The organism is Streptomyces venezuelae (assembly GCF_008642355.1).
GTDB classification, from domain to species: Bacteria; Actinomycetota; Actinomycetes; order Streptomycetales; family Streptomycetaceae; genus Streptomyces; species Streptomyces venezuelae_B.
Genome location: NZ_CP029193.1, coordinates 7,671,790 through 7,698,012, shown reverse-complemented (window position 1 = coordinate 7,698,012; position 26,223 = coordinate 7,671,790). Strand labels below are relative to the sequence as shown.

At 73.5% G+C, this 26,223-nt stretch carries 28 protein-coding genes and 1 pseudogene; 12 read left to right on the top strand and 17 right to left on the bottom strand.

Going from position 1 to position 26,223, the window contains the following annotated elements:
• The first annotated feature begins 18 nt into the window (after positions 1-18).
• Both DEJ47_RS34680 and DEJ47_RS34675 read left to right on the top strand, forming a co-directional pair.
• Complete coding sequence (locus tag DEJ47_RS34680) at positions 19-1,158, top strand: helix-turn-helix domain-containing protein (RefSeq protein WP_150175080.1); 1,140 nt, start codon at positions 19-21, stop codon at positions 1,156-1,158.
• 124 nt (positions 1,159-1,282) lie between these two features.
• Positions 1,283-1,624, top strand: a complete 342-nt coding sequence (locus DEJ47_RS34675) for a tetratricopeptide repeat protein (RefSeq protein WP_223828622.1) — start codon at positions 1,283-1,285, stop codon at positions 1,622-1,624.
• A gap of 31 nt (positions 1,625-1,655) precedes the next feature.
• Here the strand turns inward: DEJ47_RS34675 and crcB are convergent, their stop codons facing one another.
• The 4 genes from crcB to DEJ47_RS34655 form a co-directional block, all read right to left on the bottom strand.
• On the bottom strand, positions 1,656-2,030 hold the full coding sequence (gene crcB / locus DEJ47_RS34670; RefSeq protein WP_150175078.1) for a fluoride efflux transporter CrcB: 375 nt from the start codon (positions 2,028-2,030) through the stop codon (positions 1,656-1,658).
• On the bottom strand, positions 2,027-2,449 hold the full coding sequence (locus DEJ47_RS34665) for a FluC/FEX family fluoride channel (protein ID WP_223828621.1): 423 nt from the start codon (positions 2,447-2,449) through the stop codon (positions 2,027-2,029). The genes crcB and DEJ47_RS34665 overlap by 4 nt, the downstream gene beginning before the upstream one ends.
• A 184-nt stretch (positions 2,450-2,633) precedes the next feature.
• The gene (locus DEJ47_RS34660) at positions 2,634-3,746 is read right to left on the bottom strand and encodes a glutamate--cysteine ligase (RefSeq protein ID WP_150175077.1); all 1,113 of its coding nucleotides are present in this window, start codon (positions 3,744-3,746) and stop codon (positions 2,634-2,636) included.
• A 113-nt stretch (positions 3,747-3,859) separates the two neighbouring features.
• Entirely contained in the window at positions 3,860-4,963 is a 1,104-nt protein-coding gene (locus DEJ47_RS34655) for a M20 family metallopeptidase (RefSeq protein WP_150176078.1), read from the bottom strand.
• Between the two features lie 53 nt (positions 4,964-5,016).
• Here DEJ47_RS34655 and DEJ47_RS34650 point away from each other — a divergent pair, with 53 nt between their 5' ends.
• Positions 5,017-5,334, top strand: a complete 318-nt coding sequence (locus DEJ47_RS34650; protein WP_150175076.1) for a hypothetical protein — start codon at positions 5,017-5,019, stop codon at positions 5,332-5,334.
• On the opposite strand, the gene DEJ47_RS34645 is transcribed toward DEJ47_RS34650, so the two are convergent.
• Together DEJ47_RS34645 and DEJ47_RS34640 are read right to left on the bottom strand one after the other, a co-directional pair.
• On the bottom strand, positions 5,238-5,546 hold the full coding sequence (locus DEJ47_RS34645) for a nuclease-related domain-containing protein (protein ID WP_223828787.1): 309 nt from the start codon (positions 5,544-5,546) through the stop codon (positions 5,238-5,240). The genes DEJ47_RS34650 and DEJ47_RS34645 overlap by 97 nt on opposite strands.
• Positions 5,547-5,702: 156 nt before the next feature.
• A complete protein-coding gene (locus DEJ47_RS34640; RefSeq protein WP_150175075.1) occupies positions 5,703-7,127 on the bottom strand; it encodes a dihydrolipoyl dehydrogenase family protein in 1,425 nt (474 codons plus the stop codon).
• A 175-nt stretch (positions 7,128-7,302) separates the two neighbouring features.
• Between DEJ47_RS34640 and trxA the strand changes: the two genes are divergently transcribed.
• Positions 7,303-7,692 carry a thioredoxin gene (gene trxA, locus DEJ47_RS34635; RefSeq protein WP_150175074.1) on the top strand — a complete coding sequence of 130 codons (390 nt, stop codon included), beginning with the start codon at positions 7,303-7,305 and terminating at the stop codon, positions 7,690-7,692.
• Positions 7,693-7,733: 41 nt separating this feature from the next.
• Here the strand turns inward: trxA and DEJ47_RS34630 are convergent, their stop codons facing one another.
• The 8 genes and pseudogenes from DEJ47_RS34630 to DEJ47_RS34595 all read right to left on the bottom strand — a co-directional run bounded on the left by DEJ47_RS34630 (position 7,734) and on the right by DEJ47_RS34595 (position 15,213).
• The gene (locus tag DEJ47_RS34630) at positions 7,734-8,768 is read right to left on the bottom strand and encodes a LacI family DNA-binding transcriptional regulator (RefSeq protein ID WP_150175073.1); all 1,035 of its coding nucleotides are present in this window, start codon (positions 8,766-8,768) and stop codon (positions 7,734-7,736) included.
• A 157-nt stretch (positions 8,769-8,925) separates the two neighbouring features.
• Entirely contained in the window at positions 8,926-9,471 is a 546-nt protein-coding gene (locus tag DEJ47_RS34625; protein ID WP_150175072.1) for an isoprenylcysteine carboxyl methyltransferase family protein, read from the bottom strand.
• Positions 9,468-10,400, bottom strand: a complete 933-nt coding sequence (locus DEJ47_RS34620) for an acyl-ACP desaturase (RefSeq protein ID WP_150176077.1) — start codon at positions 10,398-10,400, stop codon at positions 9,468-9,470. Before DEJ47_RS34620 ends, DEJ47_RS34625 begins: the two co-directional genes overlap by 4 nt.
• Positions 10,401-10,459: 59 nt before the next feature.
• Positions 10,460-11,572: a type III polyketide synthase gene (locus tag DEJ47_RS34615; RefSeq protein ID WP_150175071.1), complete on the bottom strand. Its 1,113-nt coding sequence runs from the start codon at positions 11,570-11,572 to the stop codon at positions 10,460-10,462.
• Positions 11,553-12,443 carry an MMPL family transporter gene (locus DEJ47_RS37735; RefSeq protein ID WP_362640685.1) on the bottom strand — a complete coding sequence of 297 codons (891 nt, stop codon included), beginning with the start codon at positions 12,441-12,443 and terminating at the stop codon, positions 11,553-11,555. Before DEJ47_RS37735 ends, DEJ47_RS34615 begins: the two co-directional genes overlap by 20 nt.
• A gap of 225 nt (positions 12,444-12,668) precedes the next feature.
• A pseudogene (locus DEJ47_RS37730) lies at positions 12,669-13,410 on the bottom strand (MMPL family transporter); the annotation flags it as partial.
• Positions 13,411-13,712: 302 nt separating this feature from the next.
• Complete coding sequence (locus DEJ47_RS34600; RefSeq protein WP_150175068.1) at positions 13,713-14,942, bottom strand: beta-ketoacyl-[acyl-carrier-protein] synthase family protein; 1,230 nt, start codon at positions 14,940-14,942, stop codon at positions 13,713-13,715.
• A complete protein-coding gene (locus tag DEJ47_RS34595) occupies positions 14,932-15,213 on the bottom strand; it encodes an acyl carrier protein (protein ID WP_150175067.1) in 282 nt (93 codons plus the stop codon). Before DEJ47_RS34595 ends, DEJ47_RS34600 begins: the two co-directional genes overlap by 11 nt.
• A gap of 178 nt (positions 15,214-15,391) precedes the next feature.
• On the opposite strand from DEJ47_RS34595, the gene DEJ47_RS34590 reads away from it, so the two are divergent.
• Positions 15,392-16,819, top strand: coding sequence for an amidase (locus DEJ47_RS34590; RefSeq protein WP_150175066.1), 1,428 nt, complete (start codon positions 15,392-15,394; stop codon positions 16,817-16,819).
• Positions 16,820-16,880: 61 nt separating this feature from the next.
• Positions 16,881-17,336: a type II toxin-antitoxin system PemK/MazF family toxin gene (locus DEJ47_RS34585; RefSeq protein ID WP_150175065.1), complete on the top strand. Its 456-nt coding sequence runs from the start codon at positions 16,881-16,883 to the stop codon at positions 17,334-17,336.
• Here DEJ47_RS34585 and DEJ47_RS34580 read toward each other — a convergent pair.
• On the bottom strand, positions 17,321-18,184 hold the full coding sequence (locus tag DEJ47_RS34580) for a TIGR02452 family protein (protein WP_150175064.1): 864 nt from the start codon (positions 18,182-18,184) through the stop codon (positions 17,321-17,323). The two genes, DEJ47_RS34585 and DEJ47_RS34580, sit on opposite strands and share 16 nt — an antisense overlap.
• A 159-nt stretch (positions 18,185-18,343) precedes the next feature.
• Between DEJ47_RS34580 and egtA the strand changes: the two genes are divergently transcribed.
• Genes egtA through egtD form a run of 4 tightly spaced genes read left to right on the top strand, consistent with a single transcriptional unit; the run spans position 18,344 to position 22,765 of the window.
• Positions 18,344-19,696 (top strand): ergothioneine biosynthesis glutamate--cysteine ligase EgtA, encoded by a 1,353-nt coding sequence (egtA, locus tag DEJ47_RS34575; RefSeq protein ID WP_150175063.1) that lies wholly within the window; start codon positions 18,344-18,346, stop codon positions 19,694-19,696.
• Positions 19,693-21,051: an ergothioneine biosynthesis protein EgtB gene (egtB, locus tag DEJ47_RS34570; RefSeq protein WP_150175062.1), complete on the top strand. Its 1,359-nt coding sequence runs from the start codon at positions 19,693-19,695 to the stop codon at positions 21,049-21,051. Before egtA ends, egtB begins: the two co-directional genes overlap by 4 nt.
• A complete protein-coding gene (egtC, locus tag DEJ47_RS34565; protein ID WP_150175061.1) occupies positions 21,051-21,806 on the top strand; it encodes an ergothioneine biosynthesis protein EgtC in 756 nt (251 codons plus the stop codon). The genes egtB and egtC overlap by 1 nt, the downstream gene beginning before the upstream one ends.
• Positions 21,803-22,765, top strand: coding sequence for an L-histidine N(alpha)-methyltransferase (egtD, locus tag DEJ47_RS34560; protein WP_150175060.1), 963 nt, complete (start codon positions 21,803-21,805; stop codon positions 22,763-22,765). Before egtC ends, egtD begins: the two co-directional genes overlap by 4 nt.
• A gap of 39 nt (positions 22,766-22,804) precedes the next feature.
• Here the strand turns inward: egtD and DEJ47_RS34555 are convergent, their stop codons facing one another.
• Entirely contained in the window at positions 22,805-24,010 is a 1,206-nt protein-coding gene (locus DEJ47_RS34555; RefSeq protein ID WP_150176076.1) for an extracellular solute-binding protein, read from the bottom strand.
• A gap of 316 nt (positions 24,011-24,326) precedes the next feature.
• On the opposite strand from DEJ47_RS34555, the gene DEJ47_RS34550 reads away from it, so the two are divergent.
• Positions 24,327-24,548, top strand: a complete 222-nt coding sequence (locus DEJ47_RS34550; RefSeq protein WP_150175059.1) for a dodecin — start codon at positions 24,327-24,329, stop codon at positions 24,546-24,548.
• A gap of 12 nt (positions 24,549-24,560) precedes the next feature.
• Here DEJ47_RS34550 and DEJ47_RS34545 read toward each other — a convergent pair whose 3' ends face one another.
• Complete coding sequence (locus tag DEJ47_RS34545; protein ID WP_150175058.1) at positions 24,561-25,070, bottom strand: HAD family acid phosphatase; 510 nt, start codon at positions 25,068-25,070, stop codon at positions 24,561-24,563.
• An 82-nt stretch (positions 25,071-25,152) separates the two neighbouring features.
• Between DEJ47_RS34545 and DEJ47_RS34540 the strand changes: the two genes are divergently transcribed.
• Entirely contained in the window at positions 25,153-26,169 is a 1,017-nt protein-coding gene (locus DEJ47_RS34540) for an LLM class flavin-dependent oxidoreductase (RefSeq protein ID WP_150175057.1), read from the top strand.
• Positions 26,170-26,223 lie beyond the last annotated feature (54 nt).

Sequence of the window (26,223 nt, the reverse complement as noted above, 5' to 3'; positions counted from 1 at the left end):
TTCGCAGGGAACAAAAACGTGAGCCATGCAATCCAAAGGGTCAGCGAACTGGCCCTGGACGAGACGACGGTCACCGTACTTCGGGCCAGGCTGAGGACCACCGCCGACGAGATCGTCCAGGCGATCATCGACGAGGTCCCTCCCTACGCCAACGCACTCTCGGGCCGTATGGGAGCCACCATCCGGCGAGCCGTCCGCACCGCCCTGGGGCACTACCTGGACCTCGCGAGCGGGAACGCCACGGGCGGCGACGCCGGTGACGCGGCGTACGAGCTGGGCCGCGGCGAGGTGCGCGACGGCCGCTCGATGGACGCCCTCCTCGGTGCCTACCGCGTCGGCGCCCGCGTCGCCTGGCGCTGCCTGGCGGCGGGTGCCGTGCCCGCGGGTCTGCCCGCCGCCGAGGTCGCCAAGTTCGCCGAGCTGACCTTCGCCTACATCGACGAGCTCTCCGCCGCGAGCGCCGCGGGCCACGCCGACGAGCTGGCCGCCCGGGGCAGGGCCCACGAGCGCCATCTGGAACACCTGGCCCGAGACCTGCTCGCCGGCGCGAGCCCGGACGTGCTCCTCGCCTCGGCGCAACGGGCCGGGTGGCAGCCGCCGGGCTCGCTGACCGCGGTCCTGCTGCCCGCCGAGCAGGCCCGGCCGGCCTACCGCGCCCTCGACCCCAGCACCCTCGTCCTCGACGATCTGCCGGACGCCACGGGTGTTCTGCTCGTCCCCGACGCCGACCGGCCACGTCTCCTGCGGCAGCTGACCGAACGCACCGCCGTGATCGGCCCGGCCCGGCCGTGGACCCGCGCGTCCGCCTCGTACGCGCGAGCCGCACGCGCCCGTTCCCTCTCCTGCGGCATCCGCGACACCGAGGACCACCTGCCCGAGCTGGTGCTGAGTGCCGACGCGGACGCGTTCGCGGACCTGCGCACCCGGGCCCTGGCCCCGTTGCAGGCCCTGCCCGCCGCGACCGCGCGCCGTCTCGAGGAGACGTTGCGGGCGTGGCTGCTGCATCAGGGAAGGCGGGACGAGGTGGCGGCGGCGTTGTTCGTCCACCCTCAGACAGTCCGGTACCGGATGTCGCAGCTGCGGGAGCTGTTCCCGGATCTCCCGTCGCCGCAGCGGGTCCTCGAACTGACGCTGGCGGTCGGCCTCCGGGGCACCTGACGGGCAGGCCGCGCCCCAGCCCCGCGGCAGCGGCGAACCGAGCAGCCGATCGTCGGTGGGCCTCCGCGTCTGTTCGTGGAATATTCAACTAATGGGGCCGGTTACAGGCGACCAAGGAGGAACAATGACCTACTACGAGCACGGAACCGCGGCGGAGCGCTGGGAGCGCGCGCAGCTCTTCTTCGACGCCAAGGAGTACGCCACGGCGGCCCGCATCCTCGACACCCTGGCCGACGAGGCGCCGGAGCAGGTCGCCCCGCGTCTGCTGCTCGCCCGCGCCTACTACCACTCCGCCCAACTGGGCCGCGCCGAGGCCGCGTTGCGCAAGGTGATCGAGCTCGACCCGGTCGAGAGCTACGCCCGGCTCATGCTCGGACGCACACTGCAGCGGCAGAACCGCCCCGACGACGCGGCGCCCCACCTGCGCATGGCCGCCGCGCTGAACGGGGACTTCGCGGGAGCGTGAGGCGCCGCCCCTCCGACGTGAGGTCTTCGGCTCACACCCACAGGGCCTCGGCCGCGGCCATTCCCACAACCGCCGCGCCGAGGCCCGCCACCACGCTTCCCAGCGCGTTGGCCGCCGCGTGGAAGCGCGAACCGGTCTCGGCGAGCCGCAGCGTCTCGTACGAGAAGGTCGAGTACGTCGTCAGCGCCCCGCACAGCCCCGTGCCGAGGAGCAGCTGGACGTGCGGCGACGCGGCGCCCGCCATGACCGCACCCGTCAGGACGCCGAGGATCAGGCAGCCCGCGACGTTGACGGCGAGGATGCCCCAGGGGAAGTCGGTGCCGTACCGCTTCCGCACCGCCACGTCGGTGAGGTGGCGCAGGGGCGCGCCGATCATGCCGCCGACCAGCACGAGCAGCCAGTTCACGCCCGCCTCCCCGCCACCGTCCGGCGCGCCGCCACGCGGCGCGTCGCCCACGCCGCCCCCCACACCGCCGCGAGCGCCGCGACCGGTGTCAGGGCCAGGTAGGCCAGGCCCGTGCGGGCGTGGCCGACGCGGACGAGGCGTTCGATGTCCACCGCGTACGTCGAGAACGTGGTGAAGCCGCCGAGGAAACCCGTGCCGAGGAGCGGCCGCACCAAGGGGTGTGTCTGTCGTCGCACCTCCGTGACCAGCACCATGAGGACGCCGATCGCGGCGCAGCCCGCGGCGTTCACCACGAGGGTCGTCCAGGGGAACCCGCCGGGGGGTGTGGGCCACCACAGCGACAACGCGTACCGGGTCAGCGCCCCGGTTCCGCCGCCCGCCGCCACCGCCGCCAGGACCTTGGCCTCGTTCCGCGTCAACGTTCCTCCTACTCGCCGACGCCCGTCGCAGGGCGCACTCGTTCGCAAGTAGGGACCGTTGGCGGCGTCGTCGCCGCGGTTCGGGTACGGCGAGCCCCACCGCCGCGCGGCGCCGCCGGGCTGCCGGAAGATCACCGCTCCGTCCAGGTTAACCGGCGTGTTCGGCCGCCGCGTCGCCAGGTTCTCACCCCGCGTCGCGGAAGCAGCCGGCCAGGGCGTCCACCGTGTCCTCCAGGCGGTTCCCGCCCCGGTGCGCCGCCCGCTGCCGTTCGGCGCCGGTGCCGTGCGCCCGGAGCCGCGCCCAGGCGGCCCGGAACCAGGCGTCGTCCCCGTTGTCCCGCAACGCCGGGCGGACGTGCGCGTAGAGCCGCTCGGCCAGCACCGGAGCGGGTTCGAGCCGTCGGGTGCGCGCGTCCAGGCCGTGGCCGCGCAGGCCGTCACGGGCCGCCCGCCAGTACGCCGCCCGCAGCACCTCCGGCGCGGGGTTCACGACCGGCTCACCGGCGTGGACGGCGCGCAGCTCCGTCAGCGCCAACGCCCGCACCAACGCCGCGTACATGACCGTCTCCCCCGCGGTCGTCTGTGCGTCCGCCACCCGGATCTCCAGCGTCGGCACGTGCGCCGAGGGCCGCACGTCCCAGTACAGGCCCCCTTGGTCCATGACCGCCCCCGCCGCGTGCAGGTGGCCCAACAGTTCGTCGAAGTGCGCCACGGAGTCGAAGTACGGCGGTGGCCCCGCGACCGGCCAGCGCGCCCAGGACAGGGTCCGCCAGCTCGCGTAGCCGGTCCATCGACCGGCCCAGTACGGGGAGTTCGCGGTGAGGGACACGAGCACCGGCAGCCACGGCCGCAGCCGGTTGCTCACCTCCAGGGCCGTCGCCCGGTCGGCGATGCCGACGTGGACGTGGCAGGCCGCCGCGCACTGCTCGTCGTCCAGTGCGCGGAACGCCGCCAGGCTCTCGGCGTAGCGCGGCCCGCGGGTGAGCGGCAGCGGCCGCACCTCTCCCAGGACCGGTGCGCCGGACGACACGACCGTGAGCCCCCGCTCCCGCGCCGCGTCCGCGACGGCGCCGCGCATCGCGTTGATGTCGTCGGCGAGATCGGCCAGGCGGGTGTGCGGGCTCGTCCGCGCCTCCACCTGGAAACGGCTGATCTCGTCTCCCACCCGCTCTCTGCCGAGCCGCCGGGCGGCCAGGGCTGCCACCTGTGCGCCGTACGGCCGTACCTCGCGCGACGCCGGGTCGACGACGAGGTACTCCTCCTCCACCCCGAACGACATCCGCCCCTCGGCCCTCATGGACGGGAGCCTCTCACGGCGGACGGCACGACAGCAGGGCGCGAACCCGCCGAGCGGGGGCTGGGCATGTCTCGGAAGTCCCGACTGTCCCGCGACGCCCGACACAGGCCCTACTACGCGATCCCGCCGTCGCGGATCGCGCGCACCAGGCCCGTCACGAGGCTCGCCCGCTCGGCCATCGCCTCGACCACCACGTACTCGTGGTCGGCGTGTGCTCCGCCGCCGACCGCTCCGAGGCCGTCGAGGGTCGGCACGCCGAGCGCGGCCGTGAAGTTGCCGTCGCTGCCGCCGCCGACCGCCTTGCCCTCCAGGCCCGGGACGAGCCGCCTCGCCGCCGCGAAGAGCCCGGCCGCCGCCGATTCGGGCATCGGGGGGCGGCCGATGCCTCCCCTGACGGCGATCTCCGCCCCTTCGAGGCGGGGGGGCAGGGCGGCGAAGGCGGCTTCGATGCGTTCCTTCTCCTCGGGCGACTCGACGCGGACGTCGACGACGAGGGTCGCCTTCGCCGGGACCACGTTGTCCAGCGTGCCCGCGGACGCGACGGTCGGGGTGACGGTCGTGCCGGTGCGGGGGTCGCCGAGTGCCTCGACGGCGAGGACCTGGTGGGCCGCTTCGACCAGGGCGTTGACGCCCGTCTCTGGTTCGAGGCCGGCGTGCGACGCGCGGCCGGTGACGGTCACCTCGAACGTGCCGCAGCCCTTGCGGCCGGTCTTCACTCCCCCGCCGTCGGCGGCGCCCTCGAACACGAGGACCGCGCCGCAGGCGAGGGCGCGCTCCTCGATGAGGGCGCGGGACGAGCCGGAGCCGACCTCTTCGTCCGCCGTCACGAGGATCTCGACGCCCGAGAGGTCGTCGAGCGCCGCCAGTCCGTGCACGGCCTGCACCAGGCCGCCCAGCATGTCGAAGACGCCTGGGCCCGTCGCGTGTCCGTCCGCGACCCGGAACGGGCGGCGGGCGAGGGTGCCCAGGGGGAACACCGTGTCGTGGTGGCCGAGGATCAGGACGCGGGGAGCGCCGCCCCCGGACCAGTGGACGTGCGAGCCAGCCTCGCTCTCGACGAGGGCCGCTTTTCCGCCGAGGCGGGCCTCGATGACTGCGGCGACGGTTCTCGCCGACTCCGTCAGGGCGTCGCGGTCGCGCGACGGCGACTCGACCTCCACGAGTGTCCTGAGGTCTTCGATCATCGCGTCGACACTCACGTCGACCGGCTCGCGCATCGTCACGCCCGACAGGGTACGTGCGTCGTCACGCACCGCCCCTGGTGGGACCGGTGCGGCGCCCGGCGGAGCCGGACACCCGCGGCGGCCACGCGCGCGTGCAGCACTGCCGCGACGCCTTCCGCGTCCCCGCGGACGCGCGCACCCCGGTCATCATGATCGGCGCGGGCACGGGCCTCGCCCCCTTCCGCGGCGCCATCGCCGGCCGGGTGGGATTCCTGCACGACGGCGGGCAACGCGCGCCCGCGCTCTGCCACTTCGGCTGCGACCACCCCTACGTCGACCACCTGCACCGCACGGAATTCGAAGCGGCGGAGGCCTGGTGGCGGGGGCTCGTCGGCGGGGGCGGTCTGTGGAGGACGTCTATGTGAGCGCCTGCGAGGTCGATGACGAAGACCCCGCCCGGCCCCACGAGCAGCATGTCGACGTCAGCGCCGCGCGTGCCCGGCCGGCGCCGGTCCACGAGCAGCCGCCATCCGCGCTCCGTCAGGACGAGCAACTGGGCGGCGACGCGCTGCTCGCCCTCGCTCGCCGTCTCCCACCGGAGGGCCTGGCGGCGGGCCACCTGCCACTGCTCCCGCATCAGCCGCTCCTGGCGTCGCGCGTCCTGTGCCCGGCGCGACGCCGACCCGCCAGCCGTCATGCGAGTACCCCACTCGTACGCGGAGCAGCGATCATAAAACGATCCGCTACCGGTACGGCAGGGTGCGCGGGGCCCCTTCGGCCCCCGTGGCGTGCCTCAGCCCCGGTACGTCTCCAGGAGCCGGAGCCACACCTCGCTGATCGTCGGGTACGCCGGGACCGCGTGCCACAGGCGGCTCAGGGGGATCTCGCCCGCGATCGCCATCGTCGCCGAGTGGATCAGTTCGCCCACTCCTGGGCCGACGAAGGTGACGCCGAGCAGGATCTCGCGGTCCAGGTCGACGACCATCCGGGCCCGCCCCCGGTAACCGTCCGCGTAGAGGCCCGCTCCCGCCACTCCGGACATGTCGTAGTCGACGGCGCGGACGCGGTGGCCCGCCTCCTCGGCCTCGGCGAGGGTGAGGCCCGCGGAGGCGGCCTCGGGGTCGGTGAAGACGACCTGCGGGACGGCGGCGTGGTCGGCGGTGGCGGAGTGGGCGCCCCAGCGGTCGGTCTCCAGGAGCGGGACGCCCTGGGCGCGGGCGGCGATGGCGGCGCCCGCGATGCGCGCCTGGTACTTGCCCTGGTGGGTGAGGAGCGCCCGGTGGTTGGCGTCGCCGACCGCGTAGAGCCAGTCGCTGCCCTCGACGCGGAGGCTGTCGTCGACCTTGAGGTAGGTGCCGGGTTCCAGGCCGACGGTTTCGAGGCCGATGTCGTCGGTGCGCGGGGCACGTCCCGTGGCGAAGAGGATCTCGTCGGCCCGGAGGGTGGAGCCGTCGTCCAGGGTCGCCGTCACCACGCCGTCCTCGCGCCGCACCGCGGTGACCGAGACACCGCAGCGGACCTCGGCGCCCGCTTCGGCGAGGGCTTCCTGTACCAGCTCCCCGGCGAACGGCTCCATACGGGGCAGCAAACCCCCGCCGCGTACGAGGACCGTGACCTGTGACCCGAGTGCCTGCCACGCGGTCGCCATCTCGACGGCGACGACACCGCCGCCGACCACCAGGAGGCGGCCGGGCGCCTGGTCGGCGCTGGTGGCCTCACGGCTGGTCCACGGCTTGACGTCGGCGAGGCCCGGCAGGTCGGGCAGGGCCGCGCGGGTGCCGGTGCAGACGGCCACGGCGTGCCGGGCCCGCAGCGTGCGCGTGGTGCCGTCCGTGCCGGTGACCGTGACCTCGCGAGGGCCCGCGATGCGGCCGTGGCCCCGGTGCAGGTCGACGCCGACCCCCTCGAGCCAGCCGACCTGGCCGTCGTCCTTCCAATGCGAGGTGTAGTCGTCGCGGTGCGCCAGGACCGCGGAGACGTCCAGCGCGCCCTGCACGGAGTCGCGCAGGCCGGGGACGCGGCGGGCGTCGGCGCGGGCGATGACGGGGCGCAGCAGGGCCTTGCTGGGCATGCAGGCCCAGTAGGAGCACTCGCCCCCCACGAGCTCGCTCTCCACGATCGCGGCACTGAGTCCCGCGGCGCGGGCTCGGTCCGCCACGTTCTCGCCCACAGGGCCGGCTCCGATGACTACGACGTCGTACGTGATGGCATCCGTCATGAGGACAGTGTGTCGGCAGGTGTGCGCCGTGGCCACATGGGTACGCGCGCCGGACACGCCCCTGCGCGCGTGGCACCTGCCGCGCGCGCGACCAGGCGGAATACGTCCGCACGATCGGCCGTTGTGCGCAGCGGCCACGCCTCACAAGGGCCCCAAAAGGAAGTAGGGACACACCATGAGCACTGTGGAGCTCACCAAGGAGAACTTCGACCAGACGGTCACGGACAACGGATTCGTCCTGATCGACTTCTGGGCGGAGTGGTGCGGGCCCTGCAAGCAGTTCGCCCCCGTCTACGAGAAGGCGGCCGAGGCCAACCCCGACCTGGTCTTCGCCAAGGTCGACACGGAGGCCCAGCCGGAGCTGGCCCAGGCCTTCAACATCCAGTCCATCCCGACGCTGATGATCGTCCGCGACCAGGTCGCGGTGTTCGCCCAGCCGGGCGCGCTGCCCGAGGCCGCGCTCACGGACGTCATCGGGCAGGCCAGGAACCTGGACATGGACGAGGTCCGCCGCCAGGTCGCCGAGGAGCAGGCCAAGCAGCAGGGCCAGCAGCAGGAGCAGTAGGAACAGGTGGAGCAGTGGGAAACAGGCAGTAGGGGCTGGGGCTAGCTGGACTCGCGGTGCACGACGTCCGCTCCGAGGACGTCGTGCACCTCGGGTTCCGCGCCCGGGTCGCGCACCACGCGGTCGACCAGTTCGGCCAGGCCGCGGCCCGACGGCAGCTCTATGCGGACGGTGCTGAGGCGGGGGCGCAGCAGCCGGCCCAGCATCAGGTCGTCCGAGCCGAGCACGGCGATGTCCTCGGGTATGTCGATGCCGTCGTCCTGCAGCGCGCGCATCAGGAGCATCGCGTACTCGTCGTTGTAGGCGAAGACGGCGTCGATTCCCCGGGCGCGGCAGCGCGCGGCGAGCCGGGTGGCGGACGCCTCCTCGTAGGCGAGGGGCAGCTCGGTGACCGAGGCGCCCGCGGTGCGGGCCCGCTCCACGGTCCGGCGGACACCTTCCAGGCGGGGCCGCGAGAAGGGCTCCATGCCCGCTTCCTCGGGCACGACGACGCCGATGGTGCGTCGGCCGCGGGCCAGGAAGTGCAGGGCCGCCGCCTCGCCGACCCTGCGGCCGTCCATGAGCAGGGCGTGCGCGCCCTCGACGCGGTGCGGGCCGAGCGTGAAGACGGCCCTGGCGCCGGACCGCTTCAGGACGGTCACGCCGCGCGGGTTGAGTGCGGACGCGTCGGGCGCGAGGACGGCGACGGGGCGCAGCTCGGCCCAGGCGCGGGCCGCGTCCTCGCCGGTCAGGCCGAGGCTGGCGTACTGGACGACGGTGTAGTCGAACCTGCTGAGCGCCCATTGCAGTTCGTTGAAGAACCGGCTGAAGAGCGGGCCCATCGGGATCTCGGGCGTCGGCATGAGGACCATGCGGCTGTGTCCGGCGCGGAGGCTGCGGGCGGCTGCGTGCGGGACGTAGCCGAGTTCCCTGGCCGCTTCGTGGACGCGGCGGCGGGTGGGTTCGCTGATGCGGACGGCGCTGGTGTTGTTGAGGACGTACGAGACGGTGGCGCGGGAGACCCCCGCCAGGCGGGCGACGTCGGCGCTCGTCGGCACGGAGCGCTGTGCGGGCTGCTGCTTCGGTATCTGCACCATGGCAGGGCCAATCCTTGCAGACCGCGCCGGGGGCGCTTGAGGCGGGCGGCGGAGCCGACCGGTGCGGGCACGGGCGCGTGGCGCCGGTGCGTGGCGCGGGCTCCGGCGCGAACTCCCCTGCTCCCGCGCCGCGTTGACCCTGGGTTCCGTCCGCCCCTCAGAGCCGCGCGGCCGTCACCGTCCCGTTCGGCGTCGGCCACAGCACCCGGTTCTCCGTACGGATGCGGATGACGAGCCACACCGTATTGGCGAGGGTGAAGAGCAGGGCGGTGATCCAGGCGGTGTGGACGAGGGGCAGGGCGATGCCCTCGACGGCGACGATGAGGTAGTTGGGGTGCCGCATCCAGCGGTAGGGCCCGGTGGTGACCAGGGGCGCCGTGGGCACGACGAGGACGCGGGTGTTCCACTGGGGCCCGAGCGCCCGCATGCACCAGGCACGGCCTGCCTGTGCCAGGGCGAGGACGGCCAGGCACGGCCATCCGAGCGGTGGAGTGAAGGCGCGGTCGGCGAGGGCTGCCTCCGCGAGGATGCCGAGGAGAAGGCAGACGTGGAGGACGACCATCGGGGCGTAGTGGCGCCGCCCGTACTCGGTGCCGCCCCGGGCCGACGCCCATCGTGCGTTCCGGCGGGCGACCGCCAGTTCGACCAGGCGCACGGCGCTCACGGCGGCGATGAGCAGGAGCAGGCTCGCGGGGGGTGTCACGCGTCCGCGAGGTGGCCGAGGCGTTCGGTGAGCGCCCGGTACCTGCCGGCGCGGTCGGCTGCTTTTTCCAGGTGGGCGGCGATGTCCTCCTGGGCCCGCAAACCGACCGGGCCGAGTCCGGTGGCGTCGACGGCGCCGAGCATGCGGACGAACGGGACGGCGATGTCCTTGCAGTAGGTCTCCGGCGAGAGGATGCCCGACCTGGCCATGGAGCTGATCAGCCGCCCGAAGCCCGGCGCCCCGTGGCCCGGGGGACGGAGCGTCGTCAGGACTTTGGCCACGGCCTGGAGGGTTCGGTCGGGGTGCATCCGCATGCATGCCTGGAGGACGGTTCGGTAGAACAGCATGTGGCGGTTCTCGTCGTGGGCGATGCGCTGCATCAGCGCCGCACACACGGGTTCGTCGCACAGGCGACGGATCCCCTGGTAGCTGACGCGCGTTCCGAGTTCCTGGACCGTGACGTAGACGAGGGAGGCGATCAGGTCGCCGCGGTAGTCGATCTCGTATCCGTGCTGTACGTGCTGGGCGCGGTCGTCCTCCAGCACGATCGGATCGGCGCTGCGGGTGACGACGAGGTAGTCGCGGATCGCGGTGCCGTGCCGGGCCTCTTCGAGCGTCCAGCGGTTGACCCAGGTGCCCCAGGGCCCGTCCAGCGACAGCATCTCCCCGATGACCCGGTGGTAGCTGGGCAGATTCTCCTCGCTGAGCAGGTTGTGGAGCAGGCCGTCGCGTGCGGCCGGGTTCAGTTTCTGCTGGGAGGGGTCCCACGGTTCCCCTTCGAGGAAGCCGTCGTAGTCACGGCCCTGGCTCCATGGGATGTACTGGTGCGGATACCAGTCGACGGTGGCCCGGAAATGGTTGTCCAGGGCTTCGGTCACCACCGGTTCGAGGTCGATCAGGATGCGTACGTCTTCGGGGAGGGCGCGCATGGTCACCGTTCTTGTGTGCGGTCCGTCGGGGGCGGTGGGGTGGTCGGCGGGGTGGTCCTCTACCAGCTGAGGAGGACCAGTTCGATGGCGAAGCCCGGGCCCATGGCGGCGACCAGACCGGGGGCGTTCGGCGGAGGGGGCGTCTTCATCGCGGCGTGCAGGATGTCCAGGACGGAGACGGACGAGAGGTTGCCGCGTTCGGCCACGGACCGCCGGGTCAGTTCCAGGGCGCGCGGCGGCAGGTCGAGGGCCTGCTCCACGGCGGTGAAGACTTTCGGGCCGCCGCCGTGGACGATCCAGCTGACGATCTGGTCCGGCGTCAGAGCGTGCCGATCGAGGAGGCCGTGGACGGCCGTGGGCAGGTGCTCCTCCGTCAGGACGGGGACTTCCGGTGCCAGCAGGACCCGCAGGCCGTGGGAGCCGATGTCCCAGCCGAGGACGTCCTCGGTGTCGGGGAGCAACAGGCTGTGGGTGTCCACCAGTGCGGGTCCTGCGGGAGCGCCGTCCCGGTGGGCTCCGGTGGCCACGACGGCCGCGGCGCCGTCGCCGAAGAGGCTGCCGGCGACGACGTTGGCGATGGTGGCGTCCTTGAACTGGAAGACCAGGCTGGACAGTTCCACGGCGAGCAGGACGGCGACCTGGCCGGGGTGGGCGAGCAGATAGTCGTGCAGCCGGGCCAGGCCCACGGCGCCGCCCGCGCAGCCGCTGCCGAACAGCGGGACGCGCTTGACGTCGGGCCGCAGCCCGACCCGGTGGGCGAGGCGCGCCTCCAGCGAGGGCACGGCGAGGCCGGTGACGGTTGTGCTGATCACCGCGTCGACGTCCTGCGGACGGATGCCCGCGGCGCGCAGGGCGCCGGTGATCGCCCGCTCCCCCAGATCCAGGGCGACATCGAGCCACATACGGTTCTGTTCGGTGAAGTTCTCCTGGCGGGCGAGGTCGACCAGCTTCTCCAGGGGCAGCGACAGGGACCGGGTGTCGACGCCCGAACTCTGCGCGATCTTGCGGAGCACGAGAGCGCCCGCCTCCGACTCCAGCGCGGTGGTGCGGGCCAGGGTGGCGAGGATTTCGCGCTGCGGGTAGGTGTACGGCGGGAAGACGGTCTGGATCGCGGCCACCCGTGGGGCGGTGGGCGACGACGGTCCGCTGCGGTCATGTGGAGCCTGATGCATCTGGATCAGCCCCGCCTCTCTTGTCGGCTGCGACGATCCCGGGCCTGGGCCCGGTACAGGTAGGGGACCACCAGGTGAGGGGGCCCAGGGCCGCCATCACGGCGGGCACCAGCACGCCGCGCACCAGGACGGCGTCGACGAGCGCGCCGAGTGCGACACCGATGCCGATGAACTTGAGGAGCGCCACCTGCGAGGTGGCCATCGCGGCCGTCGAGATCGCGACGGCCGCGGCGGCGGACGTCATCAGGCGGCCGGTGCGGGCGATGCCCTCGACGACCGACGTGCGGTTGTCGCCGCCGCGGTCGAACTCCTCGCGGATGCGGCCGAGCAGGAAGACCTCGTAGTCGACCGACAGGGCCAGGGCGATGAACAGGACGAACAGGAGCATGGACGCGTCCAGCGTGCCCGTCGCGGTGAAGCCGCCGAGCAGGGCGGCGCCGCGGCCGTCCTGGAAGAGGACGACCAGCGCCCCGAGGATCGCGCCGAGGCTCACCGCGGCGACGGCCAGCGCCTTGAGGGGAGCGACGAGCGTACGGGTGAAGGCGCTCAGCAGGAGCATCAGCCCTGCTCCCAGCAGGAGCAGGCAGGTGGGCAGGGCGTCGAGGACGCGGCGCGCGGTGTCGGTGACCTCCGCGGCCCGCCCGCCCACGAGGACGCTTCCCGGTGCGGAGGTGTCCCGTACCTGCCGCACCGCGGTCTGCGCCGCGCGGGTGTCGGGGGCGGCGGACGTGGCCGCCAGGAGCACCGCCCCCTCGCCCTCCGGCGAGGAACGCGTCGTGGACGCAACGCGGACGGCGGTGATGCCCCGGATGCGGGCCAGCCGCTCACCGTGGGCCGGGGCACCCGCGACCGCGCCCGGCCCGGTCGTCACCACGGTGAGGATCCGCTCGGGTGGTGCGGTGAATTCGGCGCGCACCCGCTGTGCCGCCGCGGCGGAGGACGCGGGCAGGGTGCGGTCGTCCACGATGCCGAGGCGGACATGGGTGAACGGCACGGCGAGCAGGGCCAGGAGCAGGAGCGCCAGCCCTCCGGCGAGCAGCGGCCGTGCGGTGACGGTGGTGGCCGTGCTGCGCCAGAAGCGGCTTCCTTCGCCGATACGGGTACGGCGCCACCGGGCCAGCGGATCGAAGGCCTGCGCCCGGGGGCCGAGGACGCGCAGGCAGGCGGGCAGCACCGTCAGGGCGACCAGGGCCGCGAGCACGGCGACCGTCATACCGGCCAGGGCCAGGGCGCGCAGCATCGGCACCGGCACGGCCAGGGCGGTGGCCAGGCAGACGGTGACGGCGGCGGCCGAGAACGCCACCGAACGGCCACTGGTGCGCCGGGCGGCTGCCGGCGCCGTGTGCAGGTCCGCGCCGCGCGCTCTCCTCCCGTACCCGGGCGAGCAGGAAGAGGCTGTAGTCGACGGCAAGGCCGAAGCCGATCGCGGAGGCGGCGCTCACCGCGACCCGCGAGAGGTCGACGGCCTGCGCGAGCAGGCCGAGGATGGGGACGGCGCAGCCGATGGTGAGCGCGGCCACGACCACGGGCAGGAGTGCGGAGACCACGGATCCGTAGGCGAGGACCAGCACGACGAACAGCACGGGCGCGGCCAGGAGTTCGGCCCTCCGCAGGTCTCGTTCGACGCTCTCGTCGATCGCCCGGTTGGCCCATGTCGCGCCGCTGGGCTCCACGTCGGCCGCCGGGGCGGCCGCGCGGGCCGCGGCCACCACGCGGGGTGCCGCCTCCTTGCGTTCCTTGTCCGTCCCCTTCAGGCGTACCAGGACCAGCAGGGTCCGTCCGTCCTTCGAGCGGAGCCAGGTGTTCTTCGTGGTCCGCGCGGACCATGCGGCCTGCACGTCGCCCTGCCGGTCGAGTGTCCGCACCACCGCCGCGGTGGCGTCCCGGCCCGCCGCGCGGCCGGCGCCGGTGGGCGGGGAGACGGCGAGGACGAGGTCGGGTGAGGGTACGCCGAACCGTTCGGCCTGCCGGGCGGCGCGTTCGGCCTCGGTGCCCGTGGCGACCGCGCCGCCCGTGCTCAGCGCCGAGAAGGCGGCCGGGGCCAGCACCCCCGCGCACACCGCTGCCAGGAGGGCGCACACCAGCACCAGCCGGGCCCGCCGCACCGCACGCCGCTCGTCCGCGGACGTGTGAGCGGCTCTCACCAGTCGGCAGCGGTGAAGAGCAGGACCGCGTTCTGGCCGCCGAACCCGAAGGAACAGCTGACGGCCGCGGTGCCGGGCACGGGCCGCGGCCGGCCCGCGACGATGTCGAGCTTGTGATCGCCGTCCTGGCCCTGGAAGTTCGCCACCGGCGGGACCTGCCCGTGCCGCAGGGCGAGGACCGTGTACGCCGCCTGAATGGCCCCGGCCGCGCCCAGCGCGTGTCCGATGACGCCTTTGGCCGCGGTGACCGGCGGCCCGTCGGCACCGAAGACGCGGGTGAAGGCCGTGGCCTCGGCGGCGTCGTTCAGCGGGGTCGAGGTGCCGTGCGCCTGGACGTGGGCGATGTCGTCCGGTCCGCATCCCGCGTCCGTGAGCGCCGCGCGGACAGCGCGGACCGCGCCGTCCCCTCGCGGATGCGGGGCCACGGGATGGTGTGCGTCGGCCCCGGCGCCGTACCCCCGCAGCAGTGCCTGGACGGGGGCCCCGCGGGACCGGGCCGAGCGGGCGCGTTCAAGGACGAGGATGCCGGCGCCCTCGCCGAGGACGAAGCCGTCGCGGCCCGCGTCGAACGGGCGGCTGGCGAGGGCGGGTTCCTCCCTGCGCCGGGAGAGCGCCCGCATCCGGGTGAAGCAGGTGGCCGTCATGCGGGAGCGGGCGGATTCACTGCCGCCCGCCAGCACGATGTCACACGTCCCCGACCGCAGCAGGTCCCGGGCGACTCCGATCGCGGTGGCACCCGAGGCACAGGCGCTGGCGGTGGTGAAATTGGGTCCCGCGGCGCCCAGATCGATCCCGACCTCGCCGGCGGCCATGCTGGGAACGCTGCGCGGGAGAGCGAGCGGTGAGACGCGGTCCGGCCGCCCCGCGCCGAGATGCCCGAACTCGCCGACGTAGGTGCTCAGGCTGTTCGATCCCACGCCCAGCACGACGCCCACGCGTTCGGCGTCCCACGTACGGGGGTCGAGGCCCGCGTCGGCGACGGCGCGCCGGGCGGCGACGAGCGCGAACTGGATGAAGCGGTCCATACGGCGTGCGGGCGCGCGGCCGATTTCCGTGTCGGCGTCGAAGTCGGCCACCCGGCAGGAGAAGTCGACGGGAAGCCCCGCCAGTTCGGGGTCCGCGGCGGCCAGGGAGCGGCCCTCGCACAGAGCCGTCCAGTTCGCCTCCGCCGTATGGCCGGCGGGGGTCACCAGACCGAGGCCGGTGACCGCGATGTCAGGCCACATGCTCGAAGGCCGCGGCTGCCTCACCGAGCGTGGAGGCCGGTCGGAGGTCCAGCGCGTCCTCGGGCAGGACGATGCCGAACTCCTCCTCCGCCGCGACCACCAGCTCCATCAGCCACAGCGAGTCCAGGCCGAGGCTCTCGAAGGTCGTCGAGGGGGACAACTGGTCGGACCCCACCTCGACGTCGAGGCGGTCGGTCAGCAGCGCCACCAGCTCCGCGGGGAGTTCCGACTGCTGCGCGCTCCGCGCCGACGGCTCGTCGATCCGTGTCATGACTTCACCCTTTTCAGTCGCTTTTCGCCACCTTGACAGGACAGATCAAGACAATCCATCAACCCGGTTGATCTCCACTCATTTGCGGCAGCGCCGTCCAGCCGTACGCGCCGTTCCGCCGCAAGCTACTCGCCGGTTAACGTTCGGGCACCCGTCGTCGAGCGAAGGTGTCCCCCACATGACTGCCGACCGTGCCGAAGGTCTGGCGCGCACCGCCCGCGCGCTGGCCGACGGAGAGGTGACCTCGCGTGCGCTGACCGAGCGGACGCTGGCCCGGATCGAGGCGGCGCAGCCCGTCCTGAACGCCTTCAGGCGGGTGCGGACCGAGGCCGCGCTCGCCGAGGCGGACGCCGCCGACCGGGAACTCGCCGCGGGCGGGGCCGGTCCCGGGCGGCCGTTGCTCGGGGTGCCGCTCGCGGTGAAGGACGACATGGACGTGACGGGTGAGCCGACCGCGTTCGGGTGCAGGGGCGACTTTCCGCCGGCGACGGCGGACTCGGAGGCGGTGCGGCGGCTTCGGGCCGCGGGGGCCGTGATCGTCGGCAAGACCAACACGTGCGAGCTGGGGCAGTGGCCGTTCACGGAAGGGCCGGGTTTTGGTGACACCCGCAACCCGTGGCACACCGGGCATACGCCGGGCGGGTCGTCGGGCGGCTCGGCGGCCGCCGTCGCGGCCGGGCTCGTGCCCGCCGCGCTGGGCTCGGACGGCGCGGGCTCGGTGCGGATCCCGGCCGCCTGGACCCACCTCGTGGGGATCAAGCCGCAGCGCGGGCGGATATCGACCTGGCCGTGGCCGGAGGCGTTCCACGGCATCACCGTCAACGGCCCGCTGGCCAGGACGGTCGCGGACGCGGCGCTGCTCCTCGACGCGGCGAGCGGCAGCCACGCGGGCGACCTCCACCGGCCGCCCGCCATCCGGGCCGCGGAGGCGGCGACCCGCGATCCGGGACGGCTGCGGATCGCGCTGTCGCTGCGGATGCCGTTCACGGCGACGCCCAAGCAGCTGCATCCCGTGGTGCGCGACCGCGTCGTCGCCCTCGCCGAGCGGCTCGCCGCGCTGGGCCACGACGTCGCCGCGGCCGACCCGCGCTACGGCCAGGTCGGCCTGGCGTTCGTGCCGCGTGCGACGGCGGGCATCGCCGAGTGGGCCGAGCGGGTGCCCGACGTCTCCCTCCTGGACCGGCGTACGCGGGAAGCGGCTCGCCTGGGGCGGCTGTTGGGCGGCGCCCCGTTGCGCCTCGCACGCCGCGCGGAGGCCGTGCTGCACCGTCGGGTGGGGGCGATCTTCTCGACGTACGACGTGGTGCTCGCCCCGACGACCGCCACGCCGCCGCCCCGCATCGGCGCGCTCGCCGCGATGAATGGCCTGCAGACCGACCGGGCCATGATCGCCGCCTGCCCCTACGCGTGGCCGTGGAACGTCCTCGGCTGGCCGGGCGTCAACGTGCCCGCGGGACACACGCCGGGCGGTCTGCCCGTCGGCGCCCAGCTCCTCGGGCCCGCCGGGAGTGAACCGCTTCTGATCTCCCTTGCCGCGCAGGTGGAGGCGGACCGGCGGTGGCACGAGCGGTGGCCCGCGCCGGTGCCGGACGCGGCGGCCTCCTGAGGCGCGGTACCGCGCCTAGCGGCACCCACCGCACGGTGACGCGTGTTCTACGGTGACCCGTGTGACTGCCTTCACCGATGACCCGCACCTGTCCGCGACGCCCGGCCGTTCGGGCGCCACCGCGACCACCGAGGTCGAGCCGCGCGACGTGGGCCGGGTCCGCACGGAGTACGCGCCCGAGTGCGACGGCGACCCCGACCCGGGGGAGATCGTCTGGACGTGGGTGCCCTACGAGGAGAACGACGGGCGCGGCAAGGACCGTCCGGTCCTCGTGGTCGCCCGCGAGGCGTCGGGGACGCTGCTCGCCGTGCCGCTGTCGAGCAAGCGGCACGACGGCAGGGAGTGGGTGCCGATCGGCAGCGGGCCGTGGGACCGGGGAGGGCGCGACTCCTGGGTGGACGTCGACCGGGTGCTGCGGGTGCATGAGCGCGGGATGCGGCGCGAGGCGTGCGCGCTGGACCGCATGCGGTTCAACCTCGTCGTGCTCCGGCTGAAGGAGCGTCACGGCTGGCGCTGAGCCCCGGCTCCGCTCAGCTCGGCGAACTCCGTCTCGAACGCGCCGCGCGTCACCGCGCCCCTCGTGCGGTCGAGCACCCCGAACACGACGTGCGTGAACTGCCCGGCGAACCGGCCGCCTTCGCCGAGCAGCCCCCGGAAGGCGCCCGCCACGTGCGCGGGATCGTTCATGAAGACGCCGCAGCCCCAGGCGCCGAGCACCAGGCGGTGGTAGCCGCACGCGGCCGCCGTCTCCAGGACGCGTTCGGCGCGCGCGGACAGGGCCCGCGCGATGCCGGGCGCGCGTTCCGGTGCCGTGCGGCGGATCACCCCGGCGTTGGGTGCCGCGGAGGTGAGGAAGCCGACGGTGTACGGCTCGTCGAGGAGCCGCCCGCGGTCGTCGCGGAAGACGGGCACACCCGGTGAGTGGATCACGCGGTCGGTGTAGAACGGATCGCGGTCGGCGCGGTGGTGGGCGTAGAACCCGGGGACTTCGAGCAGGCAGGTGTACAGCGCGGAGGCGCGGCACAGCGCCTCCTCCTGCGCCTGGGCGCCGTTCAGATAGCCCCCGCCGGGGTTGCGCGCCGAGGAGAAGTTCAGCACCGCGAGCCGGGAGGAACCCGAGGGCTCGTCGGCCGTCAGTCGGCGGGCCGCCTCCAGGCTGCTCTCGCCGGTGACCTCGAAGCGCGTGTGCTCCACGCGTTCGCGGGGCGGCACCTCCACCGGCTCCGGCCCGAACATGCGCGTGCCTGCGCGTGCGGCGGCCACCGCGTCGGCGATGACCGTCTCGCGGCCGCCGTGCGTCACGTACGCCCCCGTCGCGATGATCCGCTCCGTCTCCTGCGCCTGTCCGCGCAGCCGGGCGCTCATGTCCACGCCCCCGTGTCGTTCATGAACGCATGGTGAGCCGTGTGCGTCGGGCGGCGCAACAGAAATACCCGGTACGTGAACGGCCTGAGGGGCACTCTTGTGCGAACGCCCTCAAGGGTTTTGGGTGTGACGAGCAGCATCGGATGGAAGGATCCCCGCATGCCTGAGGGAGACTGTGGGAAACACCGCGCGGCGGGCCGCACAACGGCGCGTGACACGGTGTCGGAAGCCGAAGTGGAAGCGCTGGTCCGTGGCATCTGCTTCAAGACCGGGCCACCCCGCACCGTCGGGGTCGAACTGGAATGGCTCGTCCACGAACCGGGCCTGCCCCACCTGCCCGTACCCGCCGCCCGCCTCGAAGCGGCCTACGCCGCACTGCGGGCCCTGCCCCTGCACTCGTCCGTCACCGTCGAACCCGGCGGCCAGCTGGAGCTCAGCTCGCTTCCCGCCGACTCGCTGACGGAGTGCATCTCGGCCATGCAGGCCGATCTCGACGTCGTACGCGACGCGTTACGTCCCCACCGCCTCACCCTCAGCGGGGTCGGCGCCGACCCGTGGCGTCCGCCGTCGCGGATCCTGCGCGAGCCCCGCTACGACGCGCTGGAGTCGTGCCTCGACCGCGGCGGTCCCGCCGGACGCCGCATGATGTGCTCGACGGCGTCCGTGCAGATCTGCCTCGACGCCGGGTACGAGGAGCCGGGCCCGCTCGGCTACGCGCGCCGCTGGCGGCTTGCCCATCTGCTCGGGCCCGTCCTCGTCGCCGCGTTCGCCAACTCACCGCTGCAGGACGGCCGCCCCACCGGCTGGCGCTCGACCCGGCAGGCCGTGTGGGCGGGCATCGAACCCGGCAGATCCGCCGCCCCGCCGCTGGACGGGGAGCCGCGCGAGACCTGGACCAGACACGCTCTGGACGCGCCGGTCATGTGCGTCAGGAGAGAGCCCGGCGAAGGCCCGTGGAGCGTTCCGGAGGGGATGAGTTTCCGGGCGTGGGCCCGCGCGGGCGCCTCCCGCAGACCCACCCGGGAGGACCTCGTCTACCACCTGACCACGCTGTTCCCTCCGGTGCGCCCGCGCGGCCACCTGGAGCTGCGCATGGTCGACGCGCAACCCGGTGAGGACGGCTGGGTCGTGCCGCTCGCCGTGACCACCGCCCTGTTCGACGATCCCGGGGCGGCCGAGACCGCCTACCGCGCCGTGAAACCGCTGGCCGAGCGGTACGGGCCGCCCGGTTCGACCGCGGCGCCGCACAATCCGCTCTGGCTGGACGCGGCACGCCACGGCCTCGCCGACCCCGAACTGCGCGAGGCGGCCGCCACGTGCTTCGCCGCCGCCGTCGACGCGCTGCCCCGGCTCGGCGCCGGGGTGTCCGTGCGGGACGCCGTGGCGACGTACGCCGCGCAGTACGTCGCGCACGGCCGCTGCCCCGCCGACGACCTGCTCGACGCGGTGCGCGACGACCCCGTCCCCCACGACGCCCCCCACGACACACCTGGGAAGGATGTCCGCCGATGACCGGCTCCACCACCGACCCGGAAACGACCGACCCGGAGGCCCTGCGGGAGCGCGCCTTGGCCGCGCTCCTCGCCGCCCGGGAGCGCACGACCCTCCTCACCTCCTGCGTGGAGGACACCGAACTGACCGCGCAGCACTCGCCGTTGATGTCGCCGCTGGTCTGGGACCTGGCGCACATCGGCAACCAGGAGGAGCAGTGGCTGCTGCGGGCGGTCGCGGGCCGGGAGGCCATGCGGCCCGAGATCGATCCGCTGTACGACGCCTTCGAGCATCCCCGCGCCGAACGCCCGAGCCTGCCGCTGCTGGCGCCCGCGGAGGCCCGCGGTTACGCGGCCGAGGTGCGGGGGCGCGCGCTCGACGTGCTGGAGAGAACCCCGTTCCGCGGCACGCCGCTCACCGACGCGGGTTTCGCGTTCGGGATGATCGCGCAGCACGAGCAGCAGCACGACGAGACGATGCTCATCACGCACCAGCTGCGGTCGGGGCAGACCGCGCTGACCGCGCCGGACCCGCCCTCCTGCGAGCCGTTCACGGGACCGGCCGAAGTCCTCGTGCCCGGTGGCCCGTTCACGATGGGGACGTCCACGGAGCCGTGGGCCCTCGACAACGAACGTCCGGCGCACCACCGTCTCGTCCCGCCGTTCTTCATCGACACGACCCCGGTGACGAACGGCGCGTACCGGCGCTTCATCGAGGACGGCGGATACGAACGGATGCATTGGTGGGACCCGGCGGGCTGGGCGATGGTCCGCCGCCACAACCTGTGCGCGCCGCTGTTCTGGCGGCGCGAGGGCGGTCAGTGGCTGCGGCGGCGCTTCGGGACGGTCGAGCCGGTGCCGGACGACGAGCCGGTGCTGCACGTCAGCTGGTACGAGGCCGACGCGTACGCGCGCTGGGCGGGCCGGCGCCTGCCCAGCGAGGAGGAGTGGGAGAAGGCCGCGCGGTACGACCCGGTGACCGACCGGTCGACGCGCTACCCGTGGGGCGACGCGGACCCCACACCCGAGCGCGCCAACCTGGGGCAGCGGCACCTGCGTCCCGCACCCGCGGGAAGCTATCCGGCGGGGGAATCGCCGCTCGGTGTACGCCAGTTGATCGGTGACGTGTGGGAGTGGACGTCCGGCGACTTCCTGCCCTATCCGGGCTTCGCCGCCTTCCCCTACCGCGAGTACTCGGACGTCTTCTTCGGCGGCGACTACAAGGTGCTGCGCGGCGGCGCGTTCTCCGTCGACGAGGTGGCCTGCCGCGGCACGTTCCGCAACTGGGACCACCCGGTGCGGCGGCAGATCTTCGCCGGATTCCGCACCGCGCGGGACGCGGGACCCACCGAGACGCCGCTGCCGGGGTCTGCCTGATGTGCCGTCACCTTGCGTACCTGGGGCCGCCGGAGCCGCTCGGGAGTGTCCTGGTGGCGCCCGCGCACAGCCTGTTCCGGCAGTCCTGGGAGCCCCGGATGCAGCGCCACGGGACCGTCAACGCCGACGGTTTCGGTGTGGGCTGGTACGCCGAGGGGGACCCCGTGCCCGCCCGCTACCGCCGCTCCGGGCCCATCTGGGGCGACGGCTCGTTCGCCGATCTGGCGCGGGTCGTGCGCTCCGGGGCCGTACTCGGCGCGGTGCGCGACGCGACGCTCTCGGGCGCGGACGGCGAGGCCGCGGCGGCGCCCTTCGCCGCCGGACCGTGGCTGTTCAGCCACAACGGCGCGCTGACCGGCTGGCCCCGCTCCCTCGCCGCGCTCGCACAGGGCCTGCCCCCCGCCGAGCTGCTCTCGATGGAGGCGCGCTGCGACTCCGCGCTGGTGTGGGCGCTCGTCCTGAACCGGCTGCGCCGCGGCGACGAGGAGGCGCAGGCCCTCGCGGACACCGTCCTGGAAGTCGCCGAGGCCGCGCCAGGCTCGCGCCTCAACCTCCTGCTCACCAATGGCGACACGATCGCCGCGACCGCCTGGGGCGACACCCTCTGGTACCTCGCGGAACCCGGCCGCCGCACCGTCGTGGCCTCCGAGCCCTACGACGACGACCCGCACTGGCGCGAGGTGCCCGACCGCACCCTGCTCGCCGCAAGCCGCACCGACGTACTGCTGACCCCGCTCAAGGAGCCCCCCGCGTGAGTCCGTTCCTGCTGACCCGCACCCTGCCCGAGGACGCCACCGGCGCCGCGCTGCGCGCCGACGTCCTCCAGGGCCTCACCCGCACCCCGAAGACACTGCCGCCCAAGTGGTTCTACGACGCGCGCGGCAGCGCCCTCTTCGAGGAGATCACCACTCTGCCCGAGTACTACCCGACCCGCGCCGAACGCGAGATCCTCGTCGCCCGCGCCGACCGGATCGCCGAGATCACACAGGCGCGGACGCTGATCGAGCTGGGCTCGGGCTCCTCGGAGAAGACCCGCCACCTCATCGACGCCATGGCGTACCTGCGCACCTACGTCCCCGTCGACGTGAGCGAGAGCGCGCTGACCGGAGCCGCGAACACCCTGCTCGCGCAGCGGCCCTCGCTCGACGTGCACGCCCTGATCGCCGACTTCACCCGCGGCCTCGCGCTGCCCGGCACCCCCGGGCCGCGCCTGGTCGCGTTCCTCGGCGGCACGATCGGCAACCTGCTGCCCGCCGAACGCGCCGCGTTCCTCGCCTCCGTGCACGACCTGCTCTCCCCCGGCGACGCGCTGCTCCTCGGCACGGACCTGGTCAAGGACGAGTCGGCCCTCGTCTCCGCGTACGACGACGGGACGGGCGTGACCGCCGCGTTCAACAAGAACGTCCTGACGGTCATCAACCGCGAGCTGGCCGGGGACTTCGACCCGGACGCGTTCGAGCACGTGGCCGTCTGGGACCGCGAGCACGAGTGGATCGAGATGCGGCTGCGCTCCACGGCCGACCAGACGGTGAAGATCCACGCGCTCGACCTCGCGGTCGACTTCGCCGCGGGTGAGGAGATGCGCACGGAGATCTCGGCGAAGTTCCGCGAGGACGGCGTACGTGCCGAACTGGCCGCCGCCGGTCTCGAACTGGCGCACTGGTGGACGGACGAGAGGGGGCGCTTCGCGCTGTCGCTGAGCACGGTGGCGTAACTCCCGCCCGGCTCCACCGCATTCACTGGACGTCGGTGGTCACAGGCCGCCGACGTCCAGGGCCCTGGTGATCCGGGCCGACGCCTTGCGGGCCTCGGTCGCCGGGTCGCCACCCATCAGGACCTTCGTCATGTACCCCTTGATCGGGTTGTCGGCCTCGACCTCCGCCCAGCGCGGGGAGTTGGGGGTCGCCCGGCCGTTCGCCGCGCCGACAGCCATCGCCGCCGCGCCCTCCTGGTCGGCGACCGCCGGCGCCAGCTTCGCCTTGTTCGGGACGTAGTTCATGGTCCGCGCCAACTCGGTCTGCCACTTCTTGCCCGCGAGGGCCTCGATCACCTTGACGGCGCCCTTGTGGTCGTCGCTGTGCTCGGGCACGACGAGGTCGGAGCCGCCGGTGAAGACGGCGGCGGGCTTGCCGGCCTTCTTGCCCGGGACGGGGAAGTAGCCGAGCTTGCCCTTGAGCTCGGGGTTCTTCTCCTCGATGGCGCGGGCCGCGCCGGGCACCGCGACGATCTGCGCGACATTGCCGTCCGCGAACACGCCGGTCTGTGGCGGGTGTTCCTCGTCGGCGTCGCGCGGGCCCCGGCCGAGCGCCTGCAACTGCCGGTAGAACTCCATGCCGCGCAGCGCCTCGGGCGTGTGCAGGGTGCCGCGCCAGTCGCCGGAGGACTCCTTGGTCTCCTTGGCGAGCTCGCCGCCCTCGTCCCAGATGAAACCGGAGAGGGTGTACCAGTCCTGGCCCGCGAGGTAGATGCCCTGGTTGCCGCCGGTGTTGAGCTTCTCCGTGGCCTCCAGCCACTCCGCGCGGGTGCGGGGCGGCGTCTTGATGCCGGCCGCGGCGAACAGGTCCTTGTTGTAGATGACGACGCGGTTGGCGGCGTACCAGGGGATGCCGTACTGGGCGCCGCGGTAGCGGCCCGGTTCGGCGAGGCCCGGCAGCCAGTCGTCCATGCCGAGGTCGCGTGCGGACTCCAGGGTCAGGTCGTACAGGCCGCCCTCGTCGACGTACTGCGCGACCTGGGTGTTGCCGACCTCGATGACCTCGGGTCCTTCGCCGCCCTCCTCCTTGAGCGCCTTCTTCACCTTGGCGCCGATGCCGGTCCATTCCTGGATGCGGATGTCCAGGTCGATGTCGTCGTGCTCCTTCTCGAAGTCCGACGTGAAGCGCTCGATGAACTCCGGCGAAGCGCTGTCCTTCATCAGCCAGACCGTGACGGTCCTGGAGTCGTCACCGCCCGGCAGCATGCCGCACCCGGCGACCAGGACGGTGGAGGAGAGGGCGAGCGCCAGGGACACGGCGGCGCGGTGGTGCGGTCTCACGTGGGTCACTTTCTGCCTGCGGACAGGGGAAGGTCAGCCCGACGCGGGGGGTGAGCAGCGCTGCTCGAACGGGTACTGGCTGGATTTTGGTCCGTACCAATGAACTGGTCAAGGGGGTACGCCGTGCCGCCGTCGTCTCGCGCCACGGGAGCGACTGGGGCACGGTGGAGTGACGGCACTTACCGGCGCCGTACGGCACCCTGCCGTACGGCCCCACCCGACGGCCCGGAGGAACATCCTCATGTCGAACCACACGTACCGTGTCACCGAGATCGTCGGCACCTCTCACGAGGGCGTCGACCAGGCGATCCGCAACGGCATCGCGCGGGCCTCGCAGACGCTCCGCTCGCTGGACTGGTTCGAGGTCACGCAGGTGCGCGGCCACATCCTGGACGGCGAGATCCAGCACTACCAGGTCGGCCTGAAGGTGGGCTTCCGGCTGGAGGACGACGCGGAGGTCTGAACCCAGTCGTCCTCAGGTACGGCCCTCGCGTTCCTGGGCGTCCTTCAGCGCCTCCGGCGTGTTCGCCCAGGTCACCCGGACGACGGTGAAACCGGCGCGCTCCGCCTCGGCGCAGACCAGCTCGTCGTCGTCCACCAGCATGCGGACCGTCCGTTTGCGGGCGATCTCTTGGAGGGTCTCCAGTTTGGTGCGGCGTGCGGGGCGCCTGTCGTTGTTGCGGCGCATCCAGATCCGTCCCTCCGGCAGCCCCTGGCGTGCCAGCCAGTCCACCGTGTCGGCACGGCAGCGCTCAGGGCGGCCGGTCAGATAGACGACCTCGCACTCCGCCGTGCTCGCGAGGGCCAGCTCGACGCCGCGGGCCAGCGGCGGGTCCTGAGGCGCCGCGGCGAAGAACGCGTCCCAGTCGCGGGGCCTGCGCTCCAGGAAACGCTGCCGGTGCCCGGTGTCCGCCAGGGTGCCGTCCAGGTCGAACACGGCCAGGGGCCTGGCGCCGTCCTTGCGGGATCTGCTGTCTTCCGTCACGTCGACAGCGTAGAAGCGTCCCACGGCGATCCGCGAGGCGGGCCGCCGGGAATCCTGGCGAGCCGCGCGCGTTGAACCCTGTGTGAGCTCAGTGATCGCGGCAACCCGGTTCTCCGTCCTCGACCGATCGCGCACCCGGGAGGGGCACGACGGCCCCGAGGCCCTGCGCGACACCGTGCGCCTGGCGCGGGACGTCGAGGCGCTCGGATTCCATCGCTTCTGGGTCTCCGAGCACCACGGGGTGCCCGGCGTCGCGGGCTCGGCGCCCACCGTCCTCGCGTCGGCCGTCGCCGCGGCCACCCGCACCATCCGGGTCGGCACCGGTGGCGTGATGCTGCCGAACCATCAGTCCCTGGTGGTGGCCGAGCAGTTCGGGGTGCTCGAATCGCTCTTCCCCGGGCGGATCGACATGGGGCTCGGCCGGTCGGTCGGCTTCACCGACGGGGTACGCAAGGCACTGGGCCGCGACAAGCACGACGCGGCGGACTTCGCGGCGCAGCTCGGCGAGGTGCTCGACTGGTTCCGCGGCACCTCGGGGACGGGCGTGCGGGCCCGGCCCGCCGAGGGCCTGACCGTCCCGCCGTACGTCCTGGCGGTGGGCGAGGGTGCGACGATCGCCGCCGACGCGGGCCTTCCGCTGGTCATCGGGGACATCCGGGGCCGCGAGAAGATGCTGCGCGGCATCGAGCGGTACCGGAGCGGGTTCCGCCCCTCACCGTGGCTCGCGGAGCCGTACGTCATGATCGCGGGCAGTGTCGCCGTGGCGGAGAGCCGCGAGGCGGCACGGCGGCTGCTCGTGCCGGAGGCCTGGTCGATGGCGTACTCGCGCACGCACGGCACGTTCCCGCCGCTGCCGCCGGCCGAGCGCGTGGAGTCCCTGACCATGACGGAGAAGGAGCGCGGCTTCTACGAGTCGGGGCTGACCGGCCACGTGCACGGCACGGAGGAGCAGGTCGCCGACGAGCTGGAGCGGGTGATCAAGGAGAGCGGGGCGCAGGAGGTGCTGGTCACGACCAGTACGTACGACCGGGCCGCGCTCCTCGACTCGTTCCGGCGGCTGGCACGGGTGGCGGGGCTGACGGGCCGACCGGCCATCTGACGGGCTGATCCGCTGACCGGTGGCTGATCGCGGCCGGACAGCGCCGGGTCCCGC

Coding starts and splice junctions, on each gene's coding strand:
- DEJ47_RS34630 (WP_150175073.1), bottom strand. CDS start 8,768: ATGGTGCAGATACCGAAGCAGCAGCCCGCACAGCGCTCCGTGCCGACG.
- DEJ47_RS34645 (WP_223828787.1), bottom strand. CDS start 5,546: ATGCGGGAGCAGTGGCAGGTGGCCCGCCGCCAGGCCCTCCGGTGGGAG.
- egtA (WP_150175063.1), top strand. CDS start 18,344: ATGCCTGAGGGAGACTGTGGGAAACACCGCGCGGCGGGCCGCACAACG.
- DEJ47_RS34600 (WP_150175068.1), bottom strand. CDS start 14,942: ATGTGGCCTGACATCGCGGTCACCGGCCTCGGTCTGGTGACCCCCGCC.
- DEJ47_RS34595 (WP_150175067.1), bottom strand. CDS start 15,213: ATGACACGGATCGACGAGCCGTCGGCGCGGAGCGCGCAGCAGTCGGAA.
- trxA (WP_150175074.1), top strand. CDS start 7,303: ATGAGCACTGTGGAGCTCACCAAGGAGAACTTCGACCAGACGGTCACG.
- DEJ47_RS34675 (WP_223828622.1), top strand. CDS start 1,283: ATGACCTACTACGAGCACGGAACCGCGGCGGAGCGCTGGGAGCGCGCG.
- DEJ47_RS34580 (WP_150175064.1), bottom strand. CDS start 18,184: ATGAGCGCCCGGCTGCGCGGACAGGCGCAGGAGACGGAGCGGATCATC.
- DEJ47_RS34660 (WP_150175077.1), bottom strand. CDS start 3,746: ATGAGGGCCGAGGGGCGGATGTCGTTCGGGGTGGAGGAGGAGTACCTC.
- DEJ47_RS34555 (WP_150176076.1), bottom strand. CDS start 24,010: ATGCTGCCGGGCGGTGACGACTCCAGGACCGTCACGGTCTGGCTGATG.
- DEJ47_RS34620 (WP_150176077.1), bottom strand. CDS start 10,400: ATGCGCGCCCTCCCCGAAGACGTACGCATCCTGATCGACCTCGAACCG.
- egtB (WP_150175062.1), top strand. CDS start 19,693: ATGACCGGCTCCACCACCGACCCGGAAACGACCGACCCGGAGGCCCTG.
- DEJ47_RS34550 (WP_150175059.1), top strand. CDS start 24,327: ATGTCGAACCACACGTACCGTGTCACCGAGATCGTCGGCACCTCTCAC.
- DEJ47_RS34590 (WP_150175066.1), top strand. CDS start 15,392: ATGACTGCCGACCGTGCCGAAGGTCTGGCGCGCACCGCCCGCGCGCTG.
- DEJ47_RS34615 (WP_150175071.1), bottom strand. CDS start 11,572: ATGCATCAGGCTCCACATGACCGCAGCGGACCGTCGTCGCCCACCGCC.
- DEJ47_RS34655 (WP_150176078.1), bottom strand. CDS start 4,963: ATGCGCGAGCCGGTCGACGTGAGTGTCGACGCGATGATCGAAGACCTC.
- DEJ47_RS34640 (WP_150175075.1), bottom strand. CDS start 7,127: ATGACGGATGCCATCACGTACGACGTCGTAGTCATCGGAGCCGGCCCT.
- egtC (WP_150175061.1), top strand. CDS start 21,051: ATGTGCCGTCACCTTGCGTACCTGGGGCCGCCGGAGCCGCTCGGGAGT.